This window comes from Streptomyces sp. NPDC007084 (genome assembly GCF_040703595.1).
GTDB lineage: Bacteria > Actinomycetota > Actinomycetes > Streptomycetales > Streptomycetaceae > Streptomyces.
Window position 1 is genome coordinate 289,403 of the sequence record NZ_JBEYFY010000002.1, and the last position, 23,196, is coordinate 312,598.

The window sequence follows — 23,196 nt, forward strand, 5'->3', positions numbered from 1 at the left end:
TCCTCAGCCGTAGACGATGCGGCGCAACTGCCGGAGGCTCAGCTCGGGCGGTGCGACCGCGCGGTACTTCAGGTCCGCCTCGATCCGTTCGAAGATCGTCGCGTTCACCAGGCCCTGCGCCTGGAGTTCGCGGTGGCGGCGACGGACGTATTCCTCGGTCGTCTCGTCGAACCAGGCGAGCACGTCCTGGACCACGCGCAGCGCCTCGCCCCGGCTCAGGGGCGTGGACCGCGTCAGATGATCAACAAGTTCGTCGTGCACCCGTTGATCCTGGGGTACCGGAAGGCGATGTGCAAGAATTCTGCCCGATATCGGGCAAGCGGTAGTTGAAACTCTTATGGACCGCTGTTTACAAGCTGTCCATCCTGCGTCTTGCACCCCGTCGACTGCCGAGAGCAACTTCTTCAGCCATGGACACTCCACGCATGGGCGTACCCGAGCGGCTCGCCGAGAAGATGAGCATGGTCGAGCAGCACGAGTACCTGCGCGCCAAGTTCTCCCGGCGCAACATGATCAGAGGCGGCGCCGTGACCCTCGGCGCAGTCGCCGGCGGCGCCTTCGTGCCCGGCGCCGTCGCCCAGGCGGCGGTCCCGGCGCACCGGCCCGCCGCTTCCCCCTCCACCGAGAAGGTGGACGGCGCGCTCGTCGCCCCCTTCGGCCGTCACCTCGCCTTCGGCAACGACCCGCGCACCGAGATGACCGTCTCCTGGCAGGTCCCGACCGCGGTCAGCAAGCCCTACATCCGTATCGGCGCCCACCCCTGGGACCTCTCCCGCAAGATCGAGGCCGAGGTCCGCACCCTCTACACCCCGGCCGGCGTCGGCGCGAGCGGCGACCACACCCAGTACTACCTGCACGCCAAGCTCACCCACCTGCGCCCCGGCAAGACCTACTACTACGGAGTGGGCCACGCCGGCTTCGACCCGGCCGCCCCCCACCTGCTCGGCACGCTCGGCACCTTCACCACCGCCCCCGCGCACGCCGAGCCCTTCACCTTCACCGCCTTCGGCGACGAGGGCGTCGGCTACCACGGCCTCGCCAACGACGCCCTGCTGCTCGCCCAGAACCCCGCCTTCCACCTGCACGCCGGCGACATCGCGTACGCGGACCCGTCCGGCGCGGGCAAGAAGGAGGACACCGGCTTCGACTCGCGGATCTGGGACCAGTTCCTCGCCCAGACCGAGACGGTCGCCAAGCAGGTCCCGTGGATGCCCGCCTACGGCAACCACGACATGGAGGCCTGGTACTCGCCCAACGGCTACGGCGGCGAGGAGGCCCGCTGGACGCTGCCCGACAACGGCCCCGACGCGGCCAACCTGCCCGGCGTCTACTCCTTCGTCCACGGCAACACGGCGATCATCTCGCTGGACGCCAACGACATCTCCTTCGAGATCCCGGCCAACCTCGGCATCTCCGGCGGCACCCAGACCAAGTGGCTGGAGAGCCGGCTCAAGAAGTACCGGGCCGCCCGGGACATCGACTTCATCGTGATCTTCTTCCACCACTGCGCGTACTGCACCTCCACGGCGCACGCCTCGGAGGGGGGCGTGCGACAGGAGTGGGTGCCGCTGTTCGAGAAGTACACCGTCGACCTGGTGATCAACGGCCACAACCACCAGTACGAGCGCACCGACGTCATCAAGAACAACGCGGTCACCAAGAAGCTCCCGATCGGCGGCACCGCCTACCCGGAGACCGACGGTGTCGTCTACGTGACGGCGGGCGCGGCCGGCCGCAGCCTCTACGCGTTCACCGCGCCGGAGTCCTACGAGGGCAAGGAGAACGAGGTCGAGTCCGTGGCCTCCTTCGTCAACCTCAAGGACGGCAAGCAGAACGAGACGGTCACCTGGTCGCGGGTGCGCTACCTCAACTACTCGTTCCTGCGCGTCGACGTCACCCCCGCCTCCCGGGGACGCCTCGCCACCCTGAAGGTGCGCGGCATCGCGGAGACCGGTGCCGAGGTCGACCACTTCACGGTCGCCCGCCGCGCCAAGTAACCACCCCGGTACGTCCGCTGCGCCCGTACGTCCCCGTGTGCCCTGAGCGCGGGGCGTGCGGGCGTGTGGGGCGCGGCTCTTACGGGTTGTACGGGCGTGCAGGGACTGCGGCGCGCGGGTGTACGGGCGTGCAGGGACTGCGGCGTGCGGGTGTCGAGCCCGTCGGGGGGTGGTCCTCGGTCCGTGTCCGGCGCCGTCACAGACGCTTGAGGACCGCCTGCTTGGCCATCGTGAACTCCTCGTCCGTCAAAACGCCCTCCCGGTGCAGCTCGCCCAGTTCCCGGAGCCTGCGCAGCAGGGCGTCGTGATCGGGCTCGGCGGCCGGGCCGGGGACCGCCGCCCGGACCGGTTCCGTCGCCTCCTCGGGCCGGGCGGCCCGCGTCTCCGGTGCCGCCGCCGGGTGCGGAAGGCGGGCCTGGACCGCCGCCGCGACCAGCGCCATCAGCGGGTCCTTCTTGAAACCCCACAGCTCGACCGCGTTCGGGTCGTACTTCGGCGGCGCCTTCGTCCGGGTGCCGCGCACGGTGAACCGCAGACAGCCGTTCTCCAGGCCGACCGCCGGATGCCACTCGACGGCCGTGATGTCGCCGAGGGCCAGCGTCCGCGCCCCGCCCGCCGACTTCGCCTCCTCGGTCTTCCAGTTCCACTCCAGCCGTACGGTCTCGCCGTCGAAGGCCGCCGAGCCGTCCCCGGCGGAGGCGGACAGCGGGACCGCCGGGCCGGGGAGCAGATAGCCGTCGACCGGCCCCGTGGGCACCTCGTCCAGCAGCAGCGCGTTGCGGACCTCGTCCACGAGGTACTCGGCGACGCCGAACCGGTCGGCCTCGACGCTCAGTTGGTAGGGATCGTGCGGCTCGCCGAGCTTGCCGCCGGTCGCCTGGAGCAGCGGGTCCGCGCCGTCGCGCAGCCGGAGCCGCAGCCGCCCGGACTTCCTGCCCTGCTCCAGCGAGATGCCCGCCAACGCCCCCAGCGGGACGGTCAGTTCACCCAGTTCCCTGCGCAGCAGACCGACGTTCCTGTCCCGTCCCGGGGTCAGCCGCAGCGCGTCGCCGTCGAAGACCCAGGTGCCGTCCCGCTGGATGATTTCCGCCATGCGGGGGATTGTTCCACCGCGACTGCGGGAGAGTGGTCTCGACCACTGCGCCGGCACGGTGAGCGGCCCGCCCCCCAGGGCCGCTCGGCTCCCCGTGCCGGGCACCGAAGGGAGCGCAGGTGAGACAGCACCACAGAACGCCCCGACTGCTCGGAACGCTGCTGCTCGTGACCGCGGCCGGTATCTCGCTGGCCGGAGCGGCCCCCACCCGGCAGGCCCCCACCCGGCAGGCCCCCGCCCCACAGGCAGTCCCCGCCCCGGCCGGCCCCACCACCCCGGCCGGGACGACCCCGCTGAGCCGGGTCGTCCCGGCCCCCGCCTCCGTCACCCCGGGCGGCACGCCGTACCGCATCACCCGGGACACCCGTATCCGCGTCGACGGCTCCCGCGCGGTCCGCGAGGTCGGCGCCTACCTCGCGGGCGTCCTGCGGCCCTCCACCGGCTACCGGCTGCCCGTCACCACCCACGGGGAGGGCGCGATCCGGCTGCGGTTCGGCGGCACCGGCCTCGGCGCCGAGGGCTACCGCCTGACCAGCGGCCGAACCGGCGTGACCATCACCGCCGGCCGCCCCGCCGGCCTCTTCCACGGCGTCCAGACGCTGCGCCAACTGCTGCCCGCCGCCGTCGAGAAGAAGACCGTCCAGCCCGGGCCCTGGACGGTCGCCGGCGGCACCGTCACGGACACCCCGCGCTACGGCTACCGGGGCGCCATGCTCGACGTCTCCCGGCACTTCTTCACCGTCCCCCAGGTCAAGCGCTACATCGACGAACTCGCCCTCTACAAGATCAACACCCTGCATCTGCACCTCAGCGACGACCAGGGCTGGCGCATCGCCCTCGACTCCTGGCCGCGCCTGGCCGCCTACGGCGGCTCCACCCAGGTCGGCGGCGGACCGGGCGGCCACTACACCAAGGCCGACTACCGCGAGATCGTCCGCTACGCCGCCTCCCGCTACCTGGAGGTCGTCCCGGAGATCGACATGCCCGGCCACACCAACGCCGCGCTCGCCTCGTACCCGCGGCTCAACTGCGACGGAGTCGCCCCGCCGCTCTACACCGGCACCGAGGTCGGCTTCAGCTCGCTGTGCGTGAACAAGGCGGTGACGTACGACTTCGTGGACGACGTCCTGCGCGAGCTGGCCGCGCTCACCCCGGGCCGCTACCTCCACATCGGCGGCGACGAGGCCCACTCCACCAGCCACGCCGACTACGTGACCTTCATGGACAAGGTGCAGCCGCTGGTCGCCCGGTACGGCAAGAAGGTCATCGGCTGGCACCAGCTCACCGGCGCCACCCCGGCCAAGGGCGCCATCGCCCAGTACTGGGGGCTCGACGACACCGACGCCGCCGAGAAGGAGCAGGTCGCGCGGGCCGCGCGGAACGGGACCGGGATCGTCCTGTCGCCCGCCGACCGGCTCTACCTCGACATGAAGTACACCGCCGACACCCCGCTCGGCCAGGACTGGGCCGGACTGGTCGAGGTGCGCCGGGCCTACGACTGGGACCCCGGCCGCTATCTCGCCGGGGTGCCCGCCTCCGCCGTCAAGGGCGTCGAGGCGCCGCTGTGGACGGAGACGATCACGACCTCCGCCGACATCGACGTCATGGCCTTCCCGAGGCTGCCCGGAGCCGCCGAACTCGGCTGGTCGCCCGCCTCGACGCACGACTGGGACACCTACAAGCAGCGCCTCGCCGCGCAGGCCCCGCGCTGGGACGCGCTCGGCATCGGCTACTACCGCTCGCCCCAGGTCCCCTGGCCCGCCGGTTAGGGCGACATGCCCTGGTCGGACACGCCGACGGGCGCCCCGGAGGACCGTCTCCGGGGCGCCCGCCTGTCCATGAGGGCTCGGGGAGCCCGTGGTTCAGAACCCGGCGATCGGGTTCTTCAGGGTGCCGATCAACTGGAGCGCGCCCGACGGGTCCGCCAGGTCCACCATCTGCCGGTTGTCGCGCAACTGGAGCCGGTTGAGGCAGGACAGCGCGAACTCGGGGGCGAACAGGTCGTACTGCCGGAACTTGTCGGCCAGTTCGGGATGCGCCTCCTGGTAGGCGCGCACCGACTCGGCGACCGTGCGCCAGAAGTCGTCCTCGCCGAGGATGCCCTCCTCGGCCAACTGCGCGGCCAGGAAACGGAAGTAGCAGTCGAAGACGTCCGTGAAGATGGACAGCAGCTTCGTGTCCTCGGGAACCTCGACCCGGATGCGCTCCACCGCGGGCGGCAGCACCGCCTGCGGGTCCATCACCGCGATCTCCTCGGCGATGTCCTTGTACACCGCCCGCCGCACCGCCCCGTCCGCAAGGACCAGGATGACGTTCTCGCCGTGCGGCATGTAGACCAGGTCGTACGCGTAGAAGCTGTGCAGCAGCGGCGTCAGGTAGGCGTGCAGATAGTCGCGCAGCCACTCCACCGGCGTCTGCCCCGACCGCTCGATCAGCGCGCCCGCGAAGGACGCCCCCTCGTGGTCGACGTGCACCAGTGACGCCATCGTGGCGAGGCTCTCGCCCTCCTGGAGCGAGGACACCGGGCTCTCCCGCCACAGCGCGGCCAGCATCTTGCGGTACGGCGAGTACCGGTCGGTGGCCGCCTCGTACTCCAGGTGCCGGTAGCCGACGGCCGCCCGCTCGCGGATGATCGACAGACCCGTCGACTTGAGCACCGGGTCGTTCTCGATGAGCTGCGCCAGCCAGTCGTTGATGGCCGGGGTCGCCTCCATGTACGCGGCGGACAGACCGCGCATGAAGCCCATGTTGAGGACGCTCAGCGCCGTCTTCACATAGTGCTTCTCGGGGCTCGTCGTGTTGAAGAACGTCCGGATCGACTGCTGGGCCAGGTACTCGTCGTCACCCTCGCCGAGACAGACCAGGTTCCGCTGGGCCACCTCGGCGGCGAAGGTCACCGACAGCTTGTTCCACCACTGCCAGGGGTGGACCGGGATGAGCAGGTAGTCGCCCGGGTCCAGACCCTGCCCCGACAGCGTCCGCGCGAACCGCTCGACCGTCTCCGCGCCCAGCTCGTCCCGCACGAACGACTCGTACGCGATGCCGGTCCCGGCGGTGAACGCGGCCCGCGAACGGTGCGCGGCCAGCCACACCAGCCGGACCGGGTTCGCGGCCTCCGGGGCGTACGCGAGGTACTCGTGCACACCGAAGCCGAGGCGCCCGTTGTTGGCGACGAAACAGGGGTGGCCCTCGGTCATCCCCGTCTCGATCGCCTGGAAGCCGGCGTCCGCCAGCTCGCGGACCGGGATCTGCGGCTTGGTCAGCTTGAAGCAGGTGCCCGAGAGCGTGGAGGAGATCTCCTCCAGGTAGACCGGCAGGATCTCGTCGCTCAGCCCCAGCGACTCCTTCAGCTCGATGAAGAAGTCCAGTGCGGCCGGCGGGAGTTCGGCGCCGCCGCGGTGCCGGGTGATGGACGCGGCGTCCACCTGCCAGTGGTCCAGGGCGCGCCGCACCGCGGTGTAGCGGTAGCGGGTCTGGCCGTCGTCGGAGCGGACCTCGTAGCGCCCGTCCGGCAACTGCTCCGGGGTGATCAGCCGCTCGTGGGCGAACTCGGCGAGCGCCTTGCGGACGAGAAGACGGTTGGCGGTGGCCCAGCGCTCGGGGGAGAGGTGGGCGACGCTGTCGGCGAGGGTCATGCCGCCACCGCCTTCTCGAACCGCTCCCGGGTGCAGAAGCTCAGCAGCGCCTTCTTCTCCGGCTTCTGGATCTCCCGCTCGGGCACGAAACCGACGGCCTCGTTCAGCGCGTGCACCGCCTTGTTGGCCACGTCCGGCTCGACGACGACACGGCGGGTGGCCGGGTCGGCGAACAGGTTCTCCATCACCGCGGTGATGACCGCGCGGGTGAAGCCGTGCACGGGCGTGTCGGTCGGCGCGACCAGGAAGTGCATTCCGACGTCACCGGGCTCGGGCTCGTACAGACCGACGAGTTCCACGTAACGGGGGTCGTAGCGCTCCATCAGGAAGACGGGCTCGCCGTCCAGCAGCCCGAGACAGGCGTCGTGGTGCTCACTGGCCGCGATGGCCATGTACTCCCGCTCCACGTCGTGCAGTTTCGCCTCCTGCATCATCCAGAAGGCGGCCTTGGGATGGGTCACCCAGCGGTGCAACAAGGGGGCGTCCCCGACGGGGTCGAGGGGGCGGATGCTGAAGGTGCCGATGGCGGTGGCGGTGGTCATACGGAGAACTCCTGGAACGCGATGGTCTTTTCGACCGGGTAGTACTCGGTGCCGAGCAGTTCTCGGATGATGTACGCGTTGCGGTACGCGCCCATGCCGAGGTCCGGTGAGGTGATCGAGTGCGTGTGGACACCCGCGTTCTGCAGGAAGATCCCGCGTCCCGTGGTGTCGATGGCGTAGTTGCGGGCCACGTCGAAGTTGCCCTGGGCGTCGTAGCGCAGCCGGTCGCGGACCGGGGCGAGGAACCTGGGCTCGGTGTAGTGGTAGCCGGTCGCGAGGATCAGGCCCTGCGACTGGAGTTCGTAGTCCTTGACCTGCTCCTGCTGGCGCAGGCCGAGGGTGTACGTGCCGTTCTCGTGGCGCACGGACTGCAGCGCGGAGTTGGTGAGCAGCCGCGCGGGGACCGGGCCGGCGAGGTTCTTCTGGTAGAGCAGGTCGAAGATCTCGTTGATCAGGTCGCCGTCGATGCCCTTGAACAGGCCCTTCTGCTCCGACTGGAGGCGGTAGCGGGTCGGTTCGGGCAGCGCGTGGAAGTAGTCGATGTACTCCGGGGAGGTCATCTCCAGGGTGAGCTTGGTGTATTCGAGCGGGAAGAAGCGCGGCGAGCGGGTCACCCAGTTCAGCCGGTAGCCGTGGACGTCGATCTCGCTCAGCAGGTCGTGGAAGATCTCGGCGGCGGACTGGCCGCTGCCGACCAGCGTGATCGACTCCTTGGCCTGGAGTGCCGCCTTGTTCTGCATGTAGCGGGAGTTGTGGATGAAGTCGCCGCCGAGGCCCGCGCAGGCCTCCGGGACATAGGGCTGGGTGCCGGTGCCGAGGACCAGGTGCCGGGCGCGGTACAGCTCGCCGGCCTCCGTGCGGACGACGTACACCTCGTTCTCGTACGTCACTTCCGCGACCGTCGTCCCGAAGCGGACGCTGTCGAGCTTGTTCGCGGCCCAGCGGCAGTAGTCGTCGTACTCGACGCGCAGCGGGTAGAAGTTCTCGCGGATGTAGAACGAGTACAGGCGGCCCGATTCCTTCAGGTAGCTGAGGAAGGAGTACGGGGAGGTCGGGTCGGCGAGGGTGACCAGGTCCGACATGAAGGGGGTCTGGAGGTGGGCGCCCTCCAGGAACATCCCGGAGTGCCATTCGAAGGACGGCTTCGACTCCAGGAAGACGCCGTCCAGTTCGGCGATGGGTTCGGTCAGGCAGGCGAGGCCGAGGTTGAAGGGCCCGAGCCCGATCCCCACGAAGTCGTAGGTCTTGTCCGTGGTGTCAGCAAGCGCGGTCAAGGGAGTCTCCCAGGTACTGCTCGGCGTGGCCGGCGATCAGGTCGAGAACGGCGGCGATGTCGTCCACCGTGGTCTCGGGGTTGAGCAACGTGAACTTCAGGTAGTGGCGTCCGCCGACCTTGGTGCCCGCGACGACGGCGTCACCGGAGGCGAACAGGGCTTTGCGGGCGTACAGGTTGGCGCGGTCGATCTCGGCCGGGTCGGTGACGCCGGAGGGGACGACGCGGAAGACGAGGGTGGAGAGCGAGGGCTCCACGACGACGTCGAAGCGCGGGTCGGCGGCGAGCAGTTCCCAGCCCTTCGCCGCCAGGTCGCAGACCTCGTCGAAGAGTTCGCCGATGCCGTCGGCGCCCATCACCCGCAGCGTCATCCACAGCTTGAGGGCGTCGAACCGGCGGGTGGTCTGGAGGGACTTGTCGACCTGGTTGGGGATGCGCTCCTCGACCATGCGGCGCGGGTTGAGGTACTCGGCGTGGTAGGTGGCGTGCCGCAGGGTGGCGACGTCGCGGACCAGCAGCGCGGAGGAACTCACCGGCTGGAAGAAGGACTTGTGGTAGTCGACGGTGACGGAGTCGGCGCGTTCGATGCCGTCGATGCGGGCGCGGTTCTTCAGCGAGGCGAGCAGACCGCAGCCGTAGGCGGCGTCCACGTGCATCCAGGCGGCGAACCGCGAGCAGAGTTCGGCGACTTCGGGCAGCGGGTCGATGGAGCCGAAGTCGGTGGTGCCGGCGGTGGCGACGACGGCCATGGGGACGAGGCCGGCTTCCTTGCAGCGCTCCAGTTCCCGGGCGAGGGCGAGGGTCTGCATCCGCTTGTCGTGGTCGACGGGGATGGAGACGACGGCGTCGGGGCCGAGGCCGAGGAGTTTGGCGGACTTCTTGACGCTGAAGTGGCTGACCTCGGAGGCGAAGACGCGCAGGTCGGCGAGGTTGTCCGTCTTGGCCTCCTCGCGGGCGAGCAGCAGGGCCTGGAGGTTGGACTGGCTGCCGCCGCTGGTGAACACGCCGTCGGCGGAGGGGCCGAAGCCGATGCGTTCGTTGGTCCAGTCGATGAGCTTGCGCTCGATGAGGGTGCCGCCGGCCGACTGGTCCCAGGTGTCCAGGGAGGAGTTGACGGCGGAGAGCACGGCCTCGCCGAGCACGGCGGGTATGACGACCGGGCAGTTGAGGTGGGCGAGGTAGCGGGGGTGGTGGAAGTAGACGGCGTCCTGGAGGTAGACCTCCTCCAGTTCGTCGAGCACGGCCGTCGTGTCGTGGAGCGGCTTGTCGAGGTCGATTCCCTCGATGCGGGGGGTGAGGTCGTCGACCGTGACACCCGTGAACGGGCGGGTGGTGGTGGCGAGTTTGGCCGCCACCCGCTCGACGCCTTCGGTCACGGAGCGGCGGTACCGGTCCGCGGTGGTGTCGTTGAGCAGGTGCGAGCGCATGTGGGGGTCCTCCGTGCGGGGGAGAGTCCGAGCGGGACAGAGAAAGGGCGGGTCGCGACGTTCGACTTAGGTTAGCCTAACCTAAGTTGATCACGCGTCCCGCCTGGTCCCGCCTCCGCCGCGCGTGACATACGCCTCGTTCGGATCACCGAGCCGCGTCCGCGAGCGCTGTCAACTACTCGCCCTGCTACCGCAGTTGCTCCTCGGTCAGCCCCGGCGCCAGTGGCCGACGAAGGTGACCCGCCGGCGGTCGAGGCCCCGGTCCCGTACGAGATGCCTGCGCAGTTCCTTCACACAGCCGGACTCGCCCGCGATCCAGGCGTACGGTGCCTCGGCGGCCGGCAGGTGAGCGGCGCGCGGGGCTTCCAGGGCCAAGGGGGCCGTCGCGCCGGGGTGTTCGTCCCGGACGAGCCAGGTGATCTCGGCGTCGGCCGCCGTCACCGTCTCCGGGATGTCCCCGGTGTGCTGGACCTCCAGCCAGGCGCGGACGCGCAGTCCCGCCGGCAGCGATTCGAGGATGGCGCAGACCGCGCGCAGCGCCGTCTCGTCGCCCCACAGGACGACGAGGCCGGTGCCGGCCGGCGGCCGGAAGCGGATGCCGCCGGCTCGCGCCGGCCGGGGTGCGGCAGGAAGAGGGAGAGCGACTGGTCGCGCCCGTCGGAGTGGAACGCCTCCAGGTCGGGCCCGCCAAGGTCACCCGGACCAGAGACGGACCGAGCCGCCTCGTCGTCACGACCCGGAGGGCGAAGAAACGGAACGGGGCGGCTACGGCCGTCGTCAGGCATGCTCCTGAGCGAACGTCAGGGGATCACGCCTGTCGTGTCGGGGACGCGCTGGTCGTGTCGGGGACACGCGGGTGGTGTCAGGCGACCTTCTTGGCGTTCTCGATGGCCTCGGCGAGCCGGTCGAGGATCGGGGCGCACTTGTCGTACGACAGGATCGGCTCGGGCGTGCGCGCGATGACCTGGCCGGCCTTGACGGCGGGCAGCTTCTTCCAGGTGGCCTCGGTGATGTCGGCCGGCTGGATGGTCGAGGTGCGGTCGTCCATGATGATGATGTCGGCCGGGTACCGGTCGACGTTCTCCCAGCTCAGGTTCTCGAACCAGCCGCCGCTGGCCTTCAGGGCCTTGGCGGAGGGCTCGACGATGTTCACGCCGAGCGCCTTGAAGTACTCCAGGTCGATGGAGAGGTTGGAGCCGGAGACGTAGAAGATGTCCTGGCTGGCGCTGCCCGCGAGGACCTTGATCTCCGGGCGGGCCTTGGCGGCCTTGCGCAGCCGCTCGGCGGCCGTCTCGAACTTCTTCTTCGCCTCGGTGATCTTCGCGGACTTCACGTCGGCGCCGAGGGACTCGGCCAGGTCCAGCATCCGCTGGAGGGGCTTGGGCATCTGCACGTCGAAGACGGAGAGGCCGACGCTCGGGGCCAGCTTGAGGATCTTGTCCTTGGACTCCTCGGGCACGTACCAGAGGGTGCCCGCGGCGTCGAACATCGTGGAGATCAGCACGTCGGGGGCGAGGCCCGCGTACTTCTCGATGTTGAACTGGCCCCACTCGTTGCCGAGGACGGTCACCTTGCTGATGTCCATGTCGCCGGCCTGGACGTCGGGCTTGCCGTCCTTGGTCTTGGTCGGGCCGAAGACGCCCTTGACCTGGATGCCGTAGTCGAACAGGGCGGCGGCGACACCGGTGAAGGCGACGATGTTCGCCGGGGTCTTGTCCAGCTTCACCGTGGTGCCGCGGTCGTCCTTGAAGGTCCAGGGGCCGGACTTGGCGGAGGCCTTCGTGTCCGAGCCACCCTTTTTCGAGGCGTCGTCGTCGCCGCAGGCGGCGAGGACGGCACCGAGGCCGAGGGCGCCGCCGGCGGCGAGGATGCCGCGACGGGTGAGGTGGGTGGCACGGGCGTTGGACATGAGTGTGGCTGCTTTCGGCACGGGGCGCCGCAGCGCCCGCCGGACAAGTTCGAAGGTAGGTTAGCCTAACCTCATCACCTGTCCAGCGGGCGGGGGTGCGCCGTGGCCGGACGTACCGGGCGGAACCTCACGGACCGCCCGTGTCGCAGACCTCCCGAGCCTCCCGGCGGATCAGCCCGTGAGCCCCAACTCGCGGGCGATCAGCATCCGCTGGACCTCGCTGGTGCCCTCGCCGATCTCCAGGATCTTGGAGTCGCGCCACATCCGGGCCACCGGGTACTCGTTCATGAAGCCGTAGCCGCCGTGCACCTGGGTGGCGTCCCGGGCGTTGTCGACGGCGATCGTGGACGAGTAGAGCTTGGCGATCGCCGCCTCCTTCTTGAAGGGCTCGCCCGCCACCAGCCGGGACGCGGCGTCGCGCCAGCCGACGCGGGCCATGTGCGCCTTCATCTCCATGTCGGCGATCTTGAACTGGATCGCCTGGTTGGCGCCGATCGGCCGCCCGAACGCGTGCCGCTCCTTCGCGTAGCGCACCGACTCGTCCACGCAGCCCTGCGCGAGGCCGGTGGCGAGCGCGGCGATGGCGATGCGGCCCTCGTCCAGGATGCGCAGGAACTGGGCGTAGCCACGGCCCTCCTCGCCCAGCAGGTTCGCCGCCGGGACCCGTACGTCGGCGAAGGACAGCTCACGGGTGTCCGAGGCGTTCCAGCCGACCTTCGAGTAGGGGGCCGCGACCGTGAAGCCCGGGGTGCCCGAGGGGACGATGATCGCGGAGATCCGCGGCTTGCCGTCGGGCTTGCGGCCGGTGACCGCGGTGACCGTCACCAGGCCGGTGATGTCCGTGCCCGAGTTGGTGATGAAGCACTTGCCGCCGTTGATGACCCATTCGTCGGTGTCGGGGTCGAGGCGCGCGGTGGTGCGGGTCGCGCCCGCGTCCGAGCCGCCGTCCGGCTCGGTCAGGCCGAACGCGCCGAGGATCTCGCCGGAACAGAGCCGGGGCAGCCACTCGGCCTTCTGCTCCGGGGTGCCGAAGAGATGGACCGGCATGGCGCCGAGGGAGACGCCCGCCTCCAGGGTGATGGCCACGGACGAATCGACCCGGGCCAGCTCCTCCAGGGCGACGCCGAGGGCGAGATAGTCGCCGCCCATACCGCCGTACTCCTCCGGGAAGGGCAGCCCGAACAGGCCCATGCGGCCCATCTCCCGCACGATCTCGTAGGGGAACTCGTGCCGCTCGTAGAAGTCGCCGATCTTCGGGGCGACGACGTCGTGCGCGAACTCCTCGACCGTGCGGCGGAGTTCTTCGAGTTCGGGGGAGAGGCGGTGGTCCAGCGGCATGGGGTTCACTCCTGGTCGGACTGAGTCGTGTTACCGAGCGCTTTGACGGTGCGGGACGGGCTGGGTCGGCCCAGTTGTCCGGCCATCCACACGCTGGTGGCGGTGAGGCGGCCGAGATCGACCCCGGTGTCGACACCGAGGCCCTGGAGCATCCACACGAGGTCCTCGGTGGCGAGGTTGCCGGTCGCGGACTTCGCGTACGGGCAGCCGCCGAGGCCGCCCGCGGAGGCGTCGACGGTGGCGACGCCGTGCTGGAGGGCGGCCAGGGTGTTGGAGAGGGCCTGGCCGTAGGTGTCGTGGAAGTGCACGCCGATCGCGCCGGTCGGCACGCCCGCCGTGTTCAACTCCGTGAGCAGGGACCGGACATGGCCGGGGGTGGCCACGCCGATCGTGTCGCCGAGGCTCAGCTCGTCGGCGCCCATGTCCATCAGCGCCGAGCACACCCGGACGACCTGGCCGACCGGGACCGGGCCCTCCCACGGGTCGCCGAAGCACATCGAGACATAGGCGCGGACCGTGAGCCCGGCGTCCTTCGCGCGGCGCACCACCGGCTCGAACATGGCGAGCGCCTCGTCCACCGTCCGGTTCAGGTTGGCCTTGGCGAAGGACTCCGTGGCGCTGGCGAACACGGCCACCTGCCGGGCGCCGAGCGCGAGGGCGCGGTCCAGCCCGCGTTCGTTCGGCACCAGGACCGGGAGGGCGACCGGGAGTCCGGAGATCTGCGGGAAGAGCCTTTCCGCGTCGGCCAGTTGGGGCACCCACTTGGGGTGCACGAAGCTGGTCGCCTCGATGGTGGTCAGCCCCGCGTCGGCGAGGCGGCGGATGAACTCCGCCTTGACCTCGGTCGGCACGGTCGCCTTCTCGTTCTGCAGGCCGTCGCGCGCGCCGACCTCGTAGATCCGCACCCGGGCGGGCAGGTCCGGGGCGGGGACGGCCATCGGCAGGCCCAGTTCGGACGTGGTCATGCCGTCTTCGCCTCCTCGGCCGGGGTGACGACCGCGAGGACCTGGTCCATGGCGACCGTGGTGCCCGGTGTGACGTCCAGCTCGCTGACCGTGCCGGCGTGCGGCGCGGAGATGACGTGCTCCATCTTCATCGCCTCCACCACCAGCAGGCTCTGACCGGCGGCCACCTCGTCGCCCACGGCGACCTTCACGACGGTCACCGTGCCCGGCATCGGGGCGGTCAGCGAGTCGGCGCCCGCGTGCGCGGCGCCGGTGAGCGAGGCGGCCACCGGGTCGTGGTCGCGGACGTGCCAGGCGTCGCCGTCGCGGCCGAGCCAGTCGGCGGCGCGGTGGAAGGTGTGGCGCACCCCGTCGAGGGTGACCGCGACCTTGTCCTCGGTGACCGTGTGCGTGCCGCGCGGGGTGTGCTCCACGGGGTCGAGGACGCGCAGCGGGAAGGTGACCGGCCGCGCGGTGCCGCCCAGCCGCCAGCCGCTCGGCACCGAGAACGGGTCGGTCCAGCCGTCCCCCGCCGGGGCCAGCCCGGCGAGCCGGACGGCCACCGCCGCCTCGTACACCTCCTCCGGCACCCCGTCCGGGACCAGCCCGGCCGCCTCGCGCTCGACCAGCCCGGTGTCCAGGTCGCCGGCCACCACGTCCGGGTGGGCCAGCAGCCGGCGCAGGAAGCCCGCGTTGGTCTGCACGCCGAGGGTGACCGTGTCGGCGAGGGCGGCCCGCAGCCGGCGCAGCGCGGTCGGCCGGTCGGGGCCGTAGGCGATGACCTTGGAGAGCATCGGGTCGTACAGGCTGCCCACCTCGGTGCCCTCCGAGAGGCCCGAGTCGGTGCGCACCCCGTCGCCCTGGGGCTCGCGCAGGGCGAGCACCGTCCCCCCGGAGGGGAGGAAACCGCGCGCGGGGTCCTCGGCGCAGATCCGGGCCTCCACGGCGTGCCCGGTGAGGGTGATGTCGTCCTGCGCGTAGGGGAGGGGCTCCCCGGCGGCGACCCGGAGCTGCCACTCCACGAGGTCGAGACCGGTGACCAGCTCGGTGACCGGGTGCTCGACCTGGAGACGGGTGTTCATCTCCATGAAGTAGTACGAGGACGGGTCGCCGCCCGGGACGATGAACTCGACCGTGCCCGCCCCGCGGTAGCCGCAGGAGCGGGCCGCCTGGACGGCCGCCTCGCCCATCGCGGCCCGGGTGGCGGGGGCGAGGAACACGCTGGGCGCCTCCTCGATGATCTTCTGGTGGCGGCGCTGGAGCGAGCACTCGCGCTCGCCCAGGTGCACCACGTGCCCGTGCCCGTCCGCGAGGACCTGGATCTCGATGTGCCGGGGGCGGTCCACCCAGCGCTCGACCAGGAGGGTGTCGTCGCCGAAGGAGGCGCGCGCCTCACGCCGGGCGGCGGCGATCTCGTCGGCGAGGAGTCCGGCGTCGCGGACCAGGCGCATGCCCTTGCCGCCGCCGCCCGCGCTCGGCTTCAGCAGCACCGGCACGCCGATCTCGCGGGCGGCCCCGATCAGTTCGTCGTCCGTGAGACCGCTGCCCGAGGAGCCGGGGACGACCGGGACCCCGGCCTTCTTCACCGTCTCCTTGGCGCGGATCTTGTCGCCCATCAGGGAGATCGCCTCGGGGGAGGGGCCGATGAAGACGAGTCCGGCGTCCGCGCAGGCCCGCGCGAAGGCGGCGTTCTCGGCGAGGAAGCCGTATCCCGGGTGGACGGCCTGGGCGCCGGTGCGGGCCGCCGCCTCCAGCAGCCGCTCCGCCGACAGATAGCTCTCGGCGGCGGGCGCCGGCCCGATCCGTACCGCCGTGTCGGCCTCCCGGACGTGCCGGGCGTCCGCGTCGGCGTCCGAGAAGACGGCCACCGAGCGCACGCCGAGCGCGCGCAGCGTGCGGATGACGCGGACGGCGATCTCGCCCCGGTTGGCCACAAGCACCGTGTCGAACATGGGTCCCCTCACATCCGGAAGACGCCGAACTGGGGGTCACCCAGGGGCGCGTTGGCACAGGCGGTCAGGGCGAGTCCGAGGACCTGCCGGGTCTCCATCGGGTCGATCACGCCGTCGTCCCAGAGCCGGGCCGTCGCGTAGTAGGCGTTCCCCTGCCGCTCGTACTGCTGACGGATCGGCGCCTTGAAGGCCTCCTCGTCGGCGGCCGGCCAGGACTCGCCGCGGCTCTCCGACTGGTCGCGCTTGACCGTCGCGAGGACCGAGGCCGCCTGCTCGCCGCCCATCACGGAGATCTTCGCGCCGGGCCACATCCACAGGAAGCGCGGTGAATAGGCCCGGCCGCACATCGAGTAGTTGCCCGCGCCGTAGGAGCCGCCGATCACCACGGTCAGCTTCGGCACGCGTGTGCAGGCGACGGCCGTCACCATCTTGGCGCCGTGCTTGGCGATGCCGCCCGCCTCGTACTGACGGCCGACCATGAAGCCCGAGATGTTCTGCAGGAACACCAGCGGGATGCCGCGCTGGTCGCACAGCTCGATGAAGTGGGCGCCCTTCTGGGCGGACTCGGAGAAGAGGATGCCGTTGTTCGCGACGATGCCGACCGGGTGGCCGTGGACGCGGGCGAAGCCGGTGACCAGGGTCTGCCCGAACTCGGCCTTGAACTCGGCGAAGCGGGAACCGTCGACCACGCGCGCGATGACCTCGCGTACGTCGTAGGGGGTGCGGGAGTCGACCGGCACCGCGCCGTACAGCCCGGCGGGGTCCACCTTGGGCTCGACCGGCTGCTCCACGGACCAGGGCAGCTCCCCGCGGGCGGGCAGGGTGGCCGCGATGGTCCGGACGATGCGCAGCGCGTGCGCGTCGTCCTCCGCGAGGTGGTCGGTGACGCCCGACACGCGCGCGTGCACCTCGCCGCCGCCCAGCTCCTCGGCCGTGACGACCTCGCCGGTGGCGGCCTTCACCAGGGGCGGGCCGCCGAGGAAGATCGTGCCCTGGCCGCGCACGATCACCGCCTCGTCGCTCATCGCCGGGACATACGCCCCGCCGGCCGTACAGGAGCCGAGGACGGCGGCGATCTGCGGGATGCCCGCGCCGGACATCCGCGCCTGGTTGTAGAAGATCCGCCCGAAGTGGTCCCGGTCGGGGAACACCTCGTCCTGCATCGGCAGGAAGGCGCCCCCCGAGTCCACGAGGTAGATGCAGGGCAGGCGGTTCTCCAGCGCGACCTCCTGGGCGCGCAGATGCTTCTTGACGGTCATCGGGTAGTACGTGCCGCCCTTGACCGTGGCGTCGTTGGCGACGATCACGCACTCCCGGCCGCTGACCCGGCCGATCCCCGCGACGACGCCGGCGGCCGGGGCCGCCCCCTCGTACATCCCGTCGGCGGCCAGCGGCGCCAGCTCCAGGAACGGCGAGCCGGGGTCGAGGAGGGTGTCCACGCGGTCGCGGGGCAGCAGCTTGCCGCGCGCGGTGTGCCGGGCGCGCGCCTTCTCGCCGCCGCCGAGCCGGGCCGCGGCCAGCTTGCCGCGCAGCTCCTCGCCCAGCGCGCGGTGCGCCGCCTCGTTGGCCCGCCAGGCCTCCGACGCGGGATCGGCCGCGCTCGTCAGCTCCGGTGCCTCGTGCATCCTGCGGTCCCCTCACCAGTGGTCGACCAGTTAATGAGCGTTAACGCATTTCCTTCAGGTTAACGACCGCTAACCTCCCTGTCTAGAATCACTTCCATGGCCACGAGAACCAACGCCCCCACCCGCCGCGAGCAGATCCTCAAGGAGGCGGCCCGCCTCTTCGCCGAGCGCGGCTTCCACGGGGTGGGCGTGGACGAGATAGGGGCGGCGGTCGGCATCAGCGGCCCCGGGCTCTACCGGCACTTCGCCGGCAAGGACGCGATGCTCGCCGAACTGCTGGTGGGGATCAGCGGCCAGCTCCTCACGGGGGGCAGGCGCCGGGTGGCCGAGGCGGACGGGAGCGCGGAGGCGCTCCTCGACTCGCTGATCGAGGGACACATCGACTTCGCGCTCGACGACCGCCCCCTGATCACCCTGCACGACCGCGAGCTGGACCGCCTGCGGGACAGCGACCGCAAGCTGGTGCGCCAGCTCCAGCGGCAGTACGTCGAGCTGTGGGTCGAGGTGGTCCGCGAGGTGTACCCGGCGCTGGCCGAGCCCGCCGCCCGCTCGGCCGTGCACTCCGTCTTCGGCCTGCTGAACTCCACCCCGCACCTCGGCCGCCCCGGCGCGCTGCCGGGCCGCGCGGTGACGGCGCGACTGCTGCACCGGATGGCCCGGGGCGCCTTCGGGGCGGCGGCGCAGGACCCCGGCGCCTGACGATCACCCCTTCCGGTGACGGCCTCCGGCGCGGGCCTTGCGGGGTCCGCGCGGTGATCCCCCGCGCGTGACGAGCGTCTCGGGCGGTGGCCCCTGGACGGGTGTCGTGACCGGCGGGTAACCTGGTATCTGAGCAAGCGCTTAGACATGACCCAGGTATCCAGGCGGAGGTGGCGGCGGTGCGCCGTACTGTGTTCAACGAGGACCACGAGGCGTTCCGGGAGACCCTGCGCGCCTTCATCGAGGCCGAGGTCGTCCCGGTCTACGACGACTGGTTCGCCGCCGGCCAGGCGCCGCGCGACTTCTACCTCAAGCTCGCCGAGCTGGGCGTCTTCGGCATCCGGGTGGACGAGGAGTTCGGCGGCGCCGGCATCGACTCGTACAAGTTCGAAGCCGTGATGTACGAGGAGACCGCCCGCGCAGGTGTCCAGTTCGGCGGCTCGGGCGTGCACGTGCTGCTCGGCCTGCCCTACATCAAGATGCTCGCCACCGACGAGCAGAAGAAGCGCTTCCTGCCGAAGTTCGTCACCGGCGAGGAGATGTGGGCCCTCGCGATGACCGAGCCGGGCACCGGCTCCGACCTCGCGGGCATGAAGACCACCGCCAAGCTCTCCGAGGACGGCACGCACTACGTCCTCAACGGCTCCAAGACCTTCATCACCGGCGGCGTGCACGCCGACCGCGTGATCGTCTGCGCCCGCACCTCCGCGCCCACCGCCGAGGACCGCCGCTTCGGCATCTCGCTGTTCGCCGTGGACACCAAGTCCGAGGGCTACTCCATCGGCCGCAAGCTCGACAAGCTCGGCCTGCGCACCTCCGACACCGCCGAGCTGGCGTTCGTCGACGTCAAGGTGCCCGTCGAGGACCTCCTCGGCGAGGAGAACAAGGGCTTCTACTACCTCGGCCACAACCTCGCCTCCGAGCGCTGGGGCATCGCCTTCGGCGCCTACGCGCAGGCCAAGGCCGCCGTCCGGTTCGCCAAGGAGTACGTCCAGGACCGCACCGTCTTCGGCAAGCCCGTCGCCTCCTTCCAGAACACCAAGTTCGAGCTGGCCGCCTGCCAGGCCGAGGTGGACGCCGCCGAGGCCGTCGCCGACCGCGCCCTGGAGGCCCTCGACGCGGGCGAGCTGACCCCCGCCGAGGCCGCCAGCGCCAAGCTGTTCTGCACCGAGGTCGCGCACCGCGTGATCGACCGCTGCCTCCAGCTCCACGGCGGCTACGGCTTCATGAACGAGTACCCGATCGCCCGCCTGTACGCGGACAACCGGGTCAACCGCATCTACGGCGGCACCAGCGAGATCATGAAGTCGATCATCGCGAAGAACATGGGCCTGTAAGGACCGCGAAACGACTGCACGGTACAACTGCCCCATGAGCGAGGCACTTCAGTCCCTCCTCGATCTGCTCGACCTGGAGCGGATCGAGGAGGACATCTTCCGCGGCCGGTCCCGTTCGGCCGTCGTCCCCCGCGTCTTCGGCGGGCAGGTGGCGGCGCAGGCACTGGTCGCCGCCGGGCGCACGGTCCCCGACGACCGCCCCGCCCACTCCCTGCACGCCTACTTCCTGCGGGCGGGCGACCCGGGCGCCCCCATCGTCTACACCGTCGACCGCATCCGTGACGGCCGGTCCTTCACCACCCGCCGGGTGGTCGCCGTCCAGCACGGACAGCCGATCTTCCACCTCTCCGCGTCCTTCCAGACGTACGAGGAGGGCCTGGAGCACCAGGCGGCGATGCCGCCCGCCCCCGACCCCGAGACCCTGCCCACGGCCGCCGAACTGCTGCCCCGGTACGCCGACCGCTTCTCCGGCTCCGACGTCCTCGAACGCCTCCTGGAGACCCGCGAGTCCGTCGACCTGCGCTATGTCGACCCGCCGCCGTACGCCACCGTCGGCGAGGCCCGCGAACCGCGCTCCCAGGTGTGGTTCCGCACCAACGGCAAGCTCGACGGCGCCGTGGACCGGCCGCTGCTGCACGTCGTCCTCGCCACCTACGTCTCCGACATGACCCTCCTCGACTCGATCCTCCTCGCGCACGGGCGCGGCGGCTGGGTCACCGGGGACGTCGTCGGGGCCTCCCTGGACCACGCCATGTGGTTCCACCGCCCGTTCCGCGCCGACGAATGGCTGCTGTACGACCAGGAGTCACCCTCCGCGTCCGGCGGCCGGGGACTCGGCCAGGCCCGCATCTACACGCGGGACGGCCGCCTCGCCATCTCGGTCATCCAGGAAGGCGTGGTCCGCGTCCCCCGGTAGCCCGTCCGGCGGTAAGACTGGGGCATGACTGAAGCAGCACGGGACGAAACGGCGGAGCCGGACGGCGGGGGCGAGAGCGTCGCCACGGTGATCGTCGCCGCCGTCGCCAACCTCGGGATCGCCCTCGCCAAGGCGGTCGCCGGCGTCATCAGCGGGTCCAGCGCGATGCTGTCGGAGGCCGCCCACTCCGTCGCCGACACCGTCACGGAACTCCTGCTGCTCACCGCCCTCAAACGCAGCGAGAAACCCGCCGACGAGGAACACCCCCTGGGCTACGGCCCCGAGCGCTACATCTGGGCGCTGCTGGCCGCCGTCGCCACCTTCGTCGGCGGCGCCGTCTTCTCCCTCTACGACGGCATCCACACGCTGGTCGCGGGCGAGGAACTCGGCAACCCGCTCGTCTCGTACATCGTGCTCGGCGTCGCCTTCCTGCTGGAGGGCTACTCACTGCGGACGGGACTGCGGCAGGCCGGCGGCGAGGCCGCCCGCGTCGGCACCACCTTCCGGCACTACCTGCGGCACACCCCCGACACCGCCGTGAAGGCCGTCGTCCTGGAGGACTCGGCGGCACTGATCGGTCTGGTGTTCGCCGCGGGCGGCCTGCTGGGCGGCCGGCTCACCGGCTCCGGCGTCTGGGACGGCGTCGCCTCGCTGCTCATCGGCGTGCTGCTGCTCTACGTCGCCTGGGTGCTCGGCCGGTCCAACGCCGAACTGCTCATCGGACGGCCGCTGCCCAAGGCGACCCGGGAGCGGATCCGGGCGGAACTGCTGGCCGTCGAGCACATCGAGGCCGTACTGGAGCTGACCACGCTCGTCCAGGGGCCGCGCGAGGCACTGGTCGCCGCCAAGGTCGACTTCCGGGACGTGTCGACGGCCGCCCAGATCGAATGGGCCTGCGAACAGGCCGAGGACCGGCTCAGGGCGGAGTTCCCCTCGGTGCTCCGGGTGTATCTGGACCCGACGCCGGGGTACGCCCAGCGCCGGGCGGAGGGGCTGAACCCCTGGCCGTGAGCGGCCTCCCGGCCCGGTACCGGAGAGCCGTCGGCACGCGCGCGTGCCGGGCGCCCGCCGGGCGTTACGCCAGGCCCGCCGGACGTTACGCCAAGCCCGCCGGGCGTTACGCCAGGCCCGCTTCCTTCAGCAGGTACGCCGTCATCGGGTCGTAGTGCCGGGGGCTGACGACGTGGTCGTCGAGGGGGACCACGACCTGGACGGTGCCCTCCGCCTCCGCGAGGAACAGGGCCGGGTCGTTGCAGTCCGCGTAGCCGACGGAGTCCACGCCCTGCTGGCCCGCCCGGCCGGCCCAGCCGTGGTCGGCCACGACCAGGTCGGGCAGCGGGCGCCCCTCCCGCTCCAGACCGTCGAGGATCGCCCGCATCGGCTCACCGGAGTGCGTGTGCCACAGCGTGGCGCCGTGCTCCAGCATGGCCACGTCCGCGAACTGCACGACGTAGCCCTCGTCCGTCCGGAGCCCCTCCGGGATCACCACGATCTCGCAGCCCGCGGCGCGCAGCGCGGCGGCCGTGGCCCGGTGCACGTCCAGGAGCCCGCCCGGGTGACCGGTCGCGAACAGCACCCGCTGTCCGCCCTCGGCCGCCTTGCGCAGCCGGGCCGCGAGCCGGTCGAGGCTGTCCACGGTCAGCTCGGGGTCGATGGTGTCCTGCCCGTACCGGTGCTCCGGGTCGTCGTTCACACCGACCCGCTCCGCCATCACCGCGAGCACGTCCTGCTCGTCGGTCCAGCGGTCGCCTAGCTCCAGGCCGAGCCACCAGTTGCGCTCGCCGTTGGCCAGCTTGCGGTAGTGGGAGAGGTTGTTCTCGCGGGGGGTGGCGACATCGCCCGCGATACGGGTCTTCACGAGATGGTCGACAAGTTCGGCGCGGCTGGGAGTCCCGGGTATCGGCATACCTCCCATTGTGCCGGTGGGGCCCGGCGCGGAGCGCGGCCGTCCCGTTCGCTGGGACGCGCGTCACTCGGGCGTGCGGGCCGGCGGGGCGCCGGGCGGGGCCCGTTGTCAGTGGCGTGGTGCAGGATCTCTCCCACGGGTCGGGGAACGCCGGGAGACGTCCGAGGGACGTCCGGGGGCGTCCGGGGAGCGGGGGAAGCGATGGCAGTCGTCAATGTTCAGGTGGGGGAGCACGCGTTCCTGCGCGGGCTGTACCGCGACGGGTACTACCCGGATCACGTGGTCGACCGCGGCCGGGCCATCCTGCTCGGCCTGTGCGAGCGGATCGAGGCGGAGCGCCCGGCCGACCTCGCCGCGCTCTACGCGCTCACCCACGCGGCGACCGAGGAGTTCAACGCGCTTCAGGACGCCTTCGAGGAGGCGGGCAGCGAGATCGAGACGGTCGCCCGCGAGGAGATAGCCGAGGACTTCTGGTTCGTGGCCTCGGCCTACGGGTTCGGCACGGCGGACGTGGAGGAGCTGATCGCGCCGCGGGACTGGTGAGGTGGAACTCCTCGGGTGCCGCGTGGCAGAGGACCGGGCCGGCGTCGGCGGGCGGGGCGC

Annotated in this window: 19 protein-coding genes and 1 pseudogene; 7 read left to right on the top strand and 13 right to left on the bottom strand. The window is 71.2% G+C overall.

Annotated elements, in window-relative coordinates; genetic code table 11:
- Positions 1–3 precede the first annotated feature (3 nt).
- Positions 4–261 carry a hypothetical protein gene (locus tag AB0912_RS03180; protein WP_355863081.1) on the bottom strand — a complete coding sequence of 86 codons (258 nt, stop codon included), beginning with the start codon at positions 259–261 and terminating at the stop codon, positions 4–6.
- A gap of 164 nt (positions 262–425) precedes the next feature.
- Here AB0912_RS03180 and AB0912_RS03185 point away from each other — a divergent pair, with 164 nt between their 5' ends.
- Positions 426–1,997 (top strand): metallophosphoesterase family protein, encoded by a 1,572-nt coding sequence (locus tag AB0912_RS03185; RefSeq protein WP_366696150.1) that lies wholly within the window; start codon positions 426–428, stop codon positions 1,995–1,997.
- Between the two features lie 196 nt (positions 1,998–2,193).
- Here AB0912_RS03185 and AB0912_RS03190 read toward each other — a convergent pair whose 3' ends face one another.
- Complete coding sequence (locus tag AB0912_RS03190) at positions 2,194–3,090, bottom strand: DUF4429 domain-containing protein (RefSeq protein ID WP_366696152.1); 897 nt, start codon at positions 3,088–3,090, stop codon at positions 2,194–2,196.
- 119 nt (positions 3,091–3,209) lie between these two features.
- Here AB0912_RS03190 and AB0912_RS03195 point away from each other — a divergent pair, with 119 nt between their 5' ends.
- Positions 3,210–4,859: a beta-N-acetylhexosaminidase gene (locus AB0912_RS03195; RefSeq protein ID WP_366696154.1), complete on the top strand. Its 1,650-nt coding sequence runs from the start codon at positions 3,210–3,212 to the stop codon at positions 4,857–4,859.
- Positions 4,860–4,952: 93 nt separating this feature from the next.
- On the opposite strand, the gene AB0912_RS03200 is transcribed toward AB0912_RS03195, so the two are convergent.
- From AB0912_RS03200 to AB0912_RS03245, 10 genes and pseudogenes are all read right to left on the bottom strand, one after another.
- Positions 4,953–6,725 (bottom strand): IucA/IucC family siderophore biosynthesis protein, encoded by a 1,773-nt coding sequence (locus tag AB0912_RS03200; protein ID WP_366696156.1) that lies wholly within the window; start codon positions 6,723–6,725, stop codon positions 4,953–4,955.
- Entirely contained in the window at positions 6,722–7,267 is a 546-nt protein-coding gene (locus AB0912_RS03205) for a GNAT family N-acetyltransferase (protein ID WP_366696159.1), read from the bottom strand. The genes AB0912_RS03200 and AB0912_RS03205 overlap by 4 nt, the downstream gene beginning before the upstream one ends.
- Complete coding sequence (locus AB0912_RS03210) at positions 7,264–8,541, bottom strand: lysine N(6)-hydroxylase/L-ornithine N(5)-oxygenase family protein (protein WP_366696161.1); 1,278 nt, start codon at positions 8,539–8,541, stop codon at positions 7,264–7,266. The genes AB0912_RS03205 and AB0912_RS03210 overlap by 4 nt, the downstream gene beginning before the upstream one ends.
- Entirely contained in the window at positions 8,525–9,967 is a 1,443-nt protein-coding gene (gene desA, locus AB0912_RS03215) for a lysine decarboxylase DesA (protein ID WP_366696163.1), read from the bottom strand. The genes AB0912_RS03210 and desA overlap by 17 nt, the downstream gene beginning before the upstream one ends.
- Positions 9,968–10,154: 187 nt before the next feature.
- Positions 10,155–10,748 (bottom strand): annotated as a pseudogene (locus AB0912_RS03220) (siderophore-interacting protein).
- Between the two features lie 81 nt (positions 10,749–10,829).
- Positions 10,830–11,876, bottom strand: a complete 1,047-nt coding sequence (locus AB0912_RS03225) for an ABC transporter substrate-binding protein (protein ID WP_366696165.1) — start codon at positions 11,874–11,876, stop codon at positions 10,830–10,832.
- Between the two features lie 171 nt (positions 11,877–12,047).
- The gene (locus AB0912_RS03230; RefSeq protein ID WP_366696283.1) at positions 12,048–13,208 is read right to left on the bottom strand and encodes an acyl-CoA dehydrogenase family protein; all 1,161 of its coding nucleotides are present in this window, start codon (positions 13,206–13,208) and stop codon (positions 12,048–12,050) included.
- Positions 13,209–13,219: 11 nt separating this feature from the next.
- Positions 13,220–14,179, bottom strand: a complete 960-nt coding sequence (locus AB0912_RS03235; protein WP_366696167.1) for a hydroxymethylglutaryl-CoA lyase — start codon at positions 14,177–14,179, stop codon at positions 13,220–13,222.
- Positions 14,176–16,110: an acetyl-CoA carboxylase biotin carboxylase subunit gene (locus tag AB0912_RS03240; protein WP_366696169.1), complete on the bottom strand. Its 1,935-nt coding sequence runs from the start codon at positions 16,108–16,110 to the stop codon at positions 14,176–14,178. Before AB0912_RS03240 ends, AB0912_RS03235 begins: the two co-directional genes overlap by 4 nt.
- An 8-nt stretch (positions 16,111–16,118) precedes the next feature.
- Positions 16,119–17,735 (bottom strand): carboxyl transferase domain-containing protein, encoded by a 1,617-nt coding sequence (locus AB0912_RS03245; protein WP_366696171.1) that lies wholly within the window; start codon positions 17,733–17,735, stop codon positions 16,119–16,121.
- Between the two features lie 96 nt (positions 17,736–17,831).
- On the opposite strand from AB0912_RS03245, the gene AB0912_RS03250 reads away from it, so the two are divergent.
- The 4 genes from AB0912_RS03250 to AB0912_RS03265 all read left to right on the top strand — a co-directional run bounded on the left by AB0912_RS03250 (position 17,832) and on the right by AB0912_RS03265 (position 21,698).
- Entirely contained in the window at positions 17,832–18,434 is a 603-nt protein-coding gene (locus tag AB0912_RS03250) for a TetR/AcrR family transcriptional regulator (protein WP_366696173.1), read from the top strand.
- 179 nt (positions 18,435–18,613) lie between these two features.
- Positions 18,614–19,771 (top strand): acyl-CoA dehydrogenase family protein, encoded by a 1,158-nt coding sequence (locus AB0912_RS03255; protein ID WP_366696175.1) that lies wholly within the window; start codon positions 18,614–18,616, stop codon positions 19,769–19,771.
- Positions 19,772–19,805: 34 nt separating this feature from the next.
- Positions 19,806–20,687, top strand: a complete 882-nt coding sequence (locus AB0912_RS03260; RefSeq protein WP_366696178.1) for an acyl-CoA thioesterase II — start codon at positions 19,806–19,808, stop codon at positions 20,685–20,687.
- 24 nt (positions 20,688–20,711) lie between these two features.
- Positions 20,712–21,698, top strand: coding sequence for a cation diffusion facilitator family transporter (locus AB0912_RS03265; RefSeq protein ID WP_366696180.1), 987 nt, complete (start codon positions 20,712–20,714; stop codon positions 21,696–21,698).
- A 106-nt stretch (positions 21,699–21,804) separates the two neighbouring features.
- Here AB0912_RS03265 and AB0912_RS03270 read toward each other — a convergent pair whose 3' ends face one another.
- Positions 21,805–22,593, bottom strand: a complete 789-nt coding sequence (locus AB0912_RS03270) for a phosphatase (RefSeq protein ID WP_366696182.1) — start codon at positions 22,591–22,593, stop codon at positions 21,805–21,807.
- A gap of 201 nt (positions 22,594–22,794) precedes the next feature.
- Here AB0912_RS03270 and AB0912_RS03275 point away from each other — a divergent pair, with 201 nt between their 5' ends.
- On the top strand, positions 22,795–23,136 hold the full coding sequence (locus AB0912_RS03275; protein ID WP_366696184.1) for a DUF5713 family protein: 342 nt from the start codon (positions 22,795–22,797) through the stop codon (positions 23,134–23,136).
- The last annotated feature ends 60 nt before the right edge of the window (positions 23,137–23,196 follow it).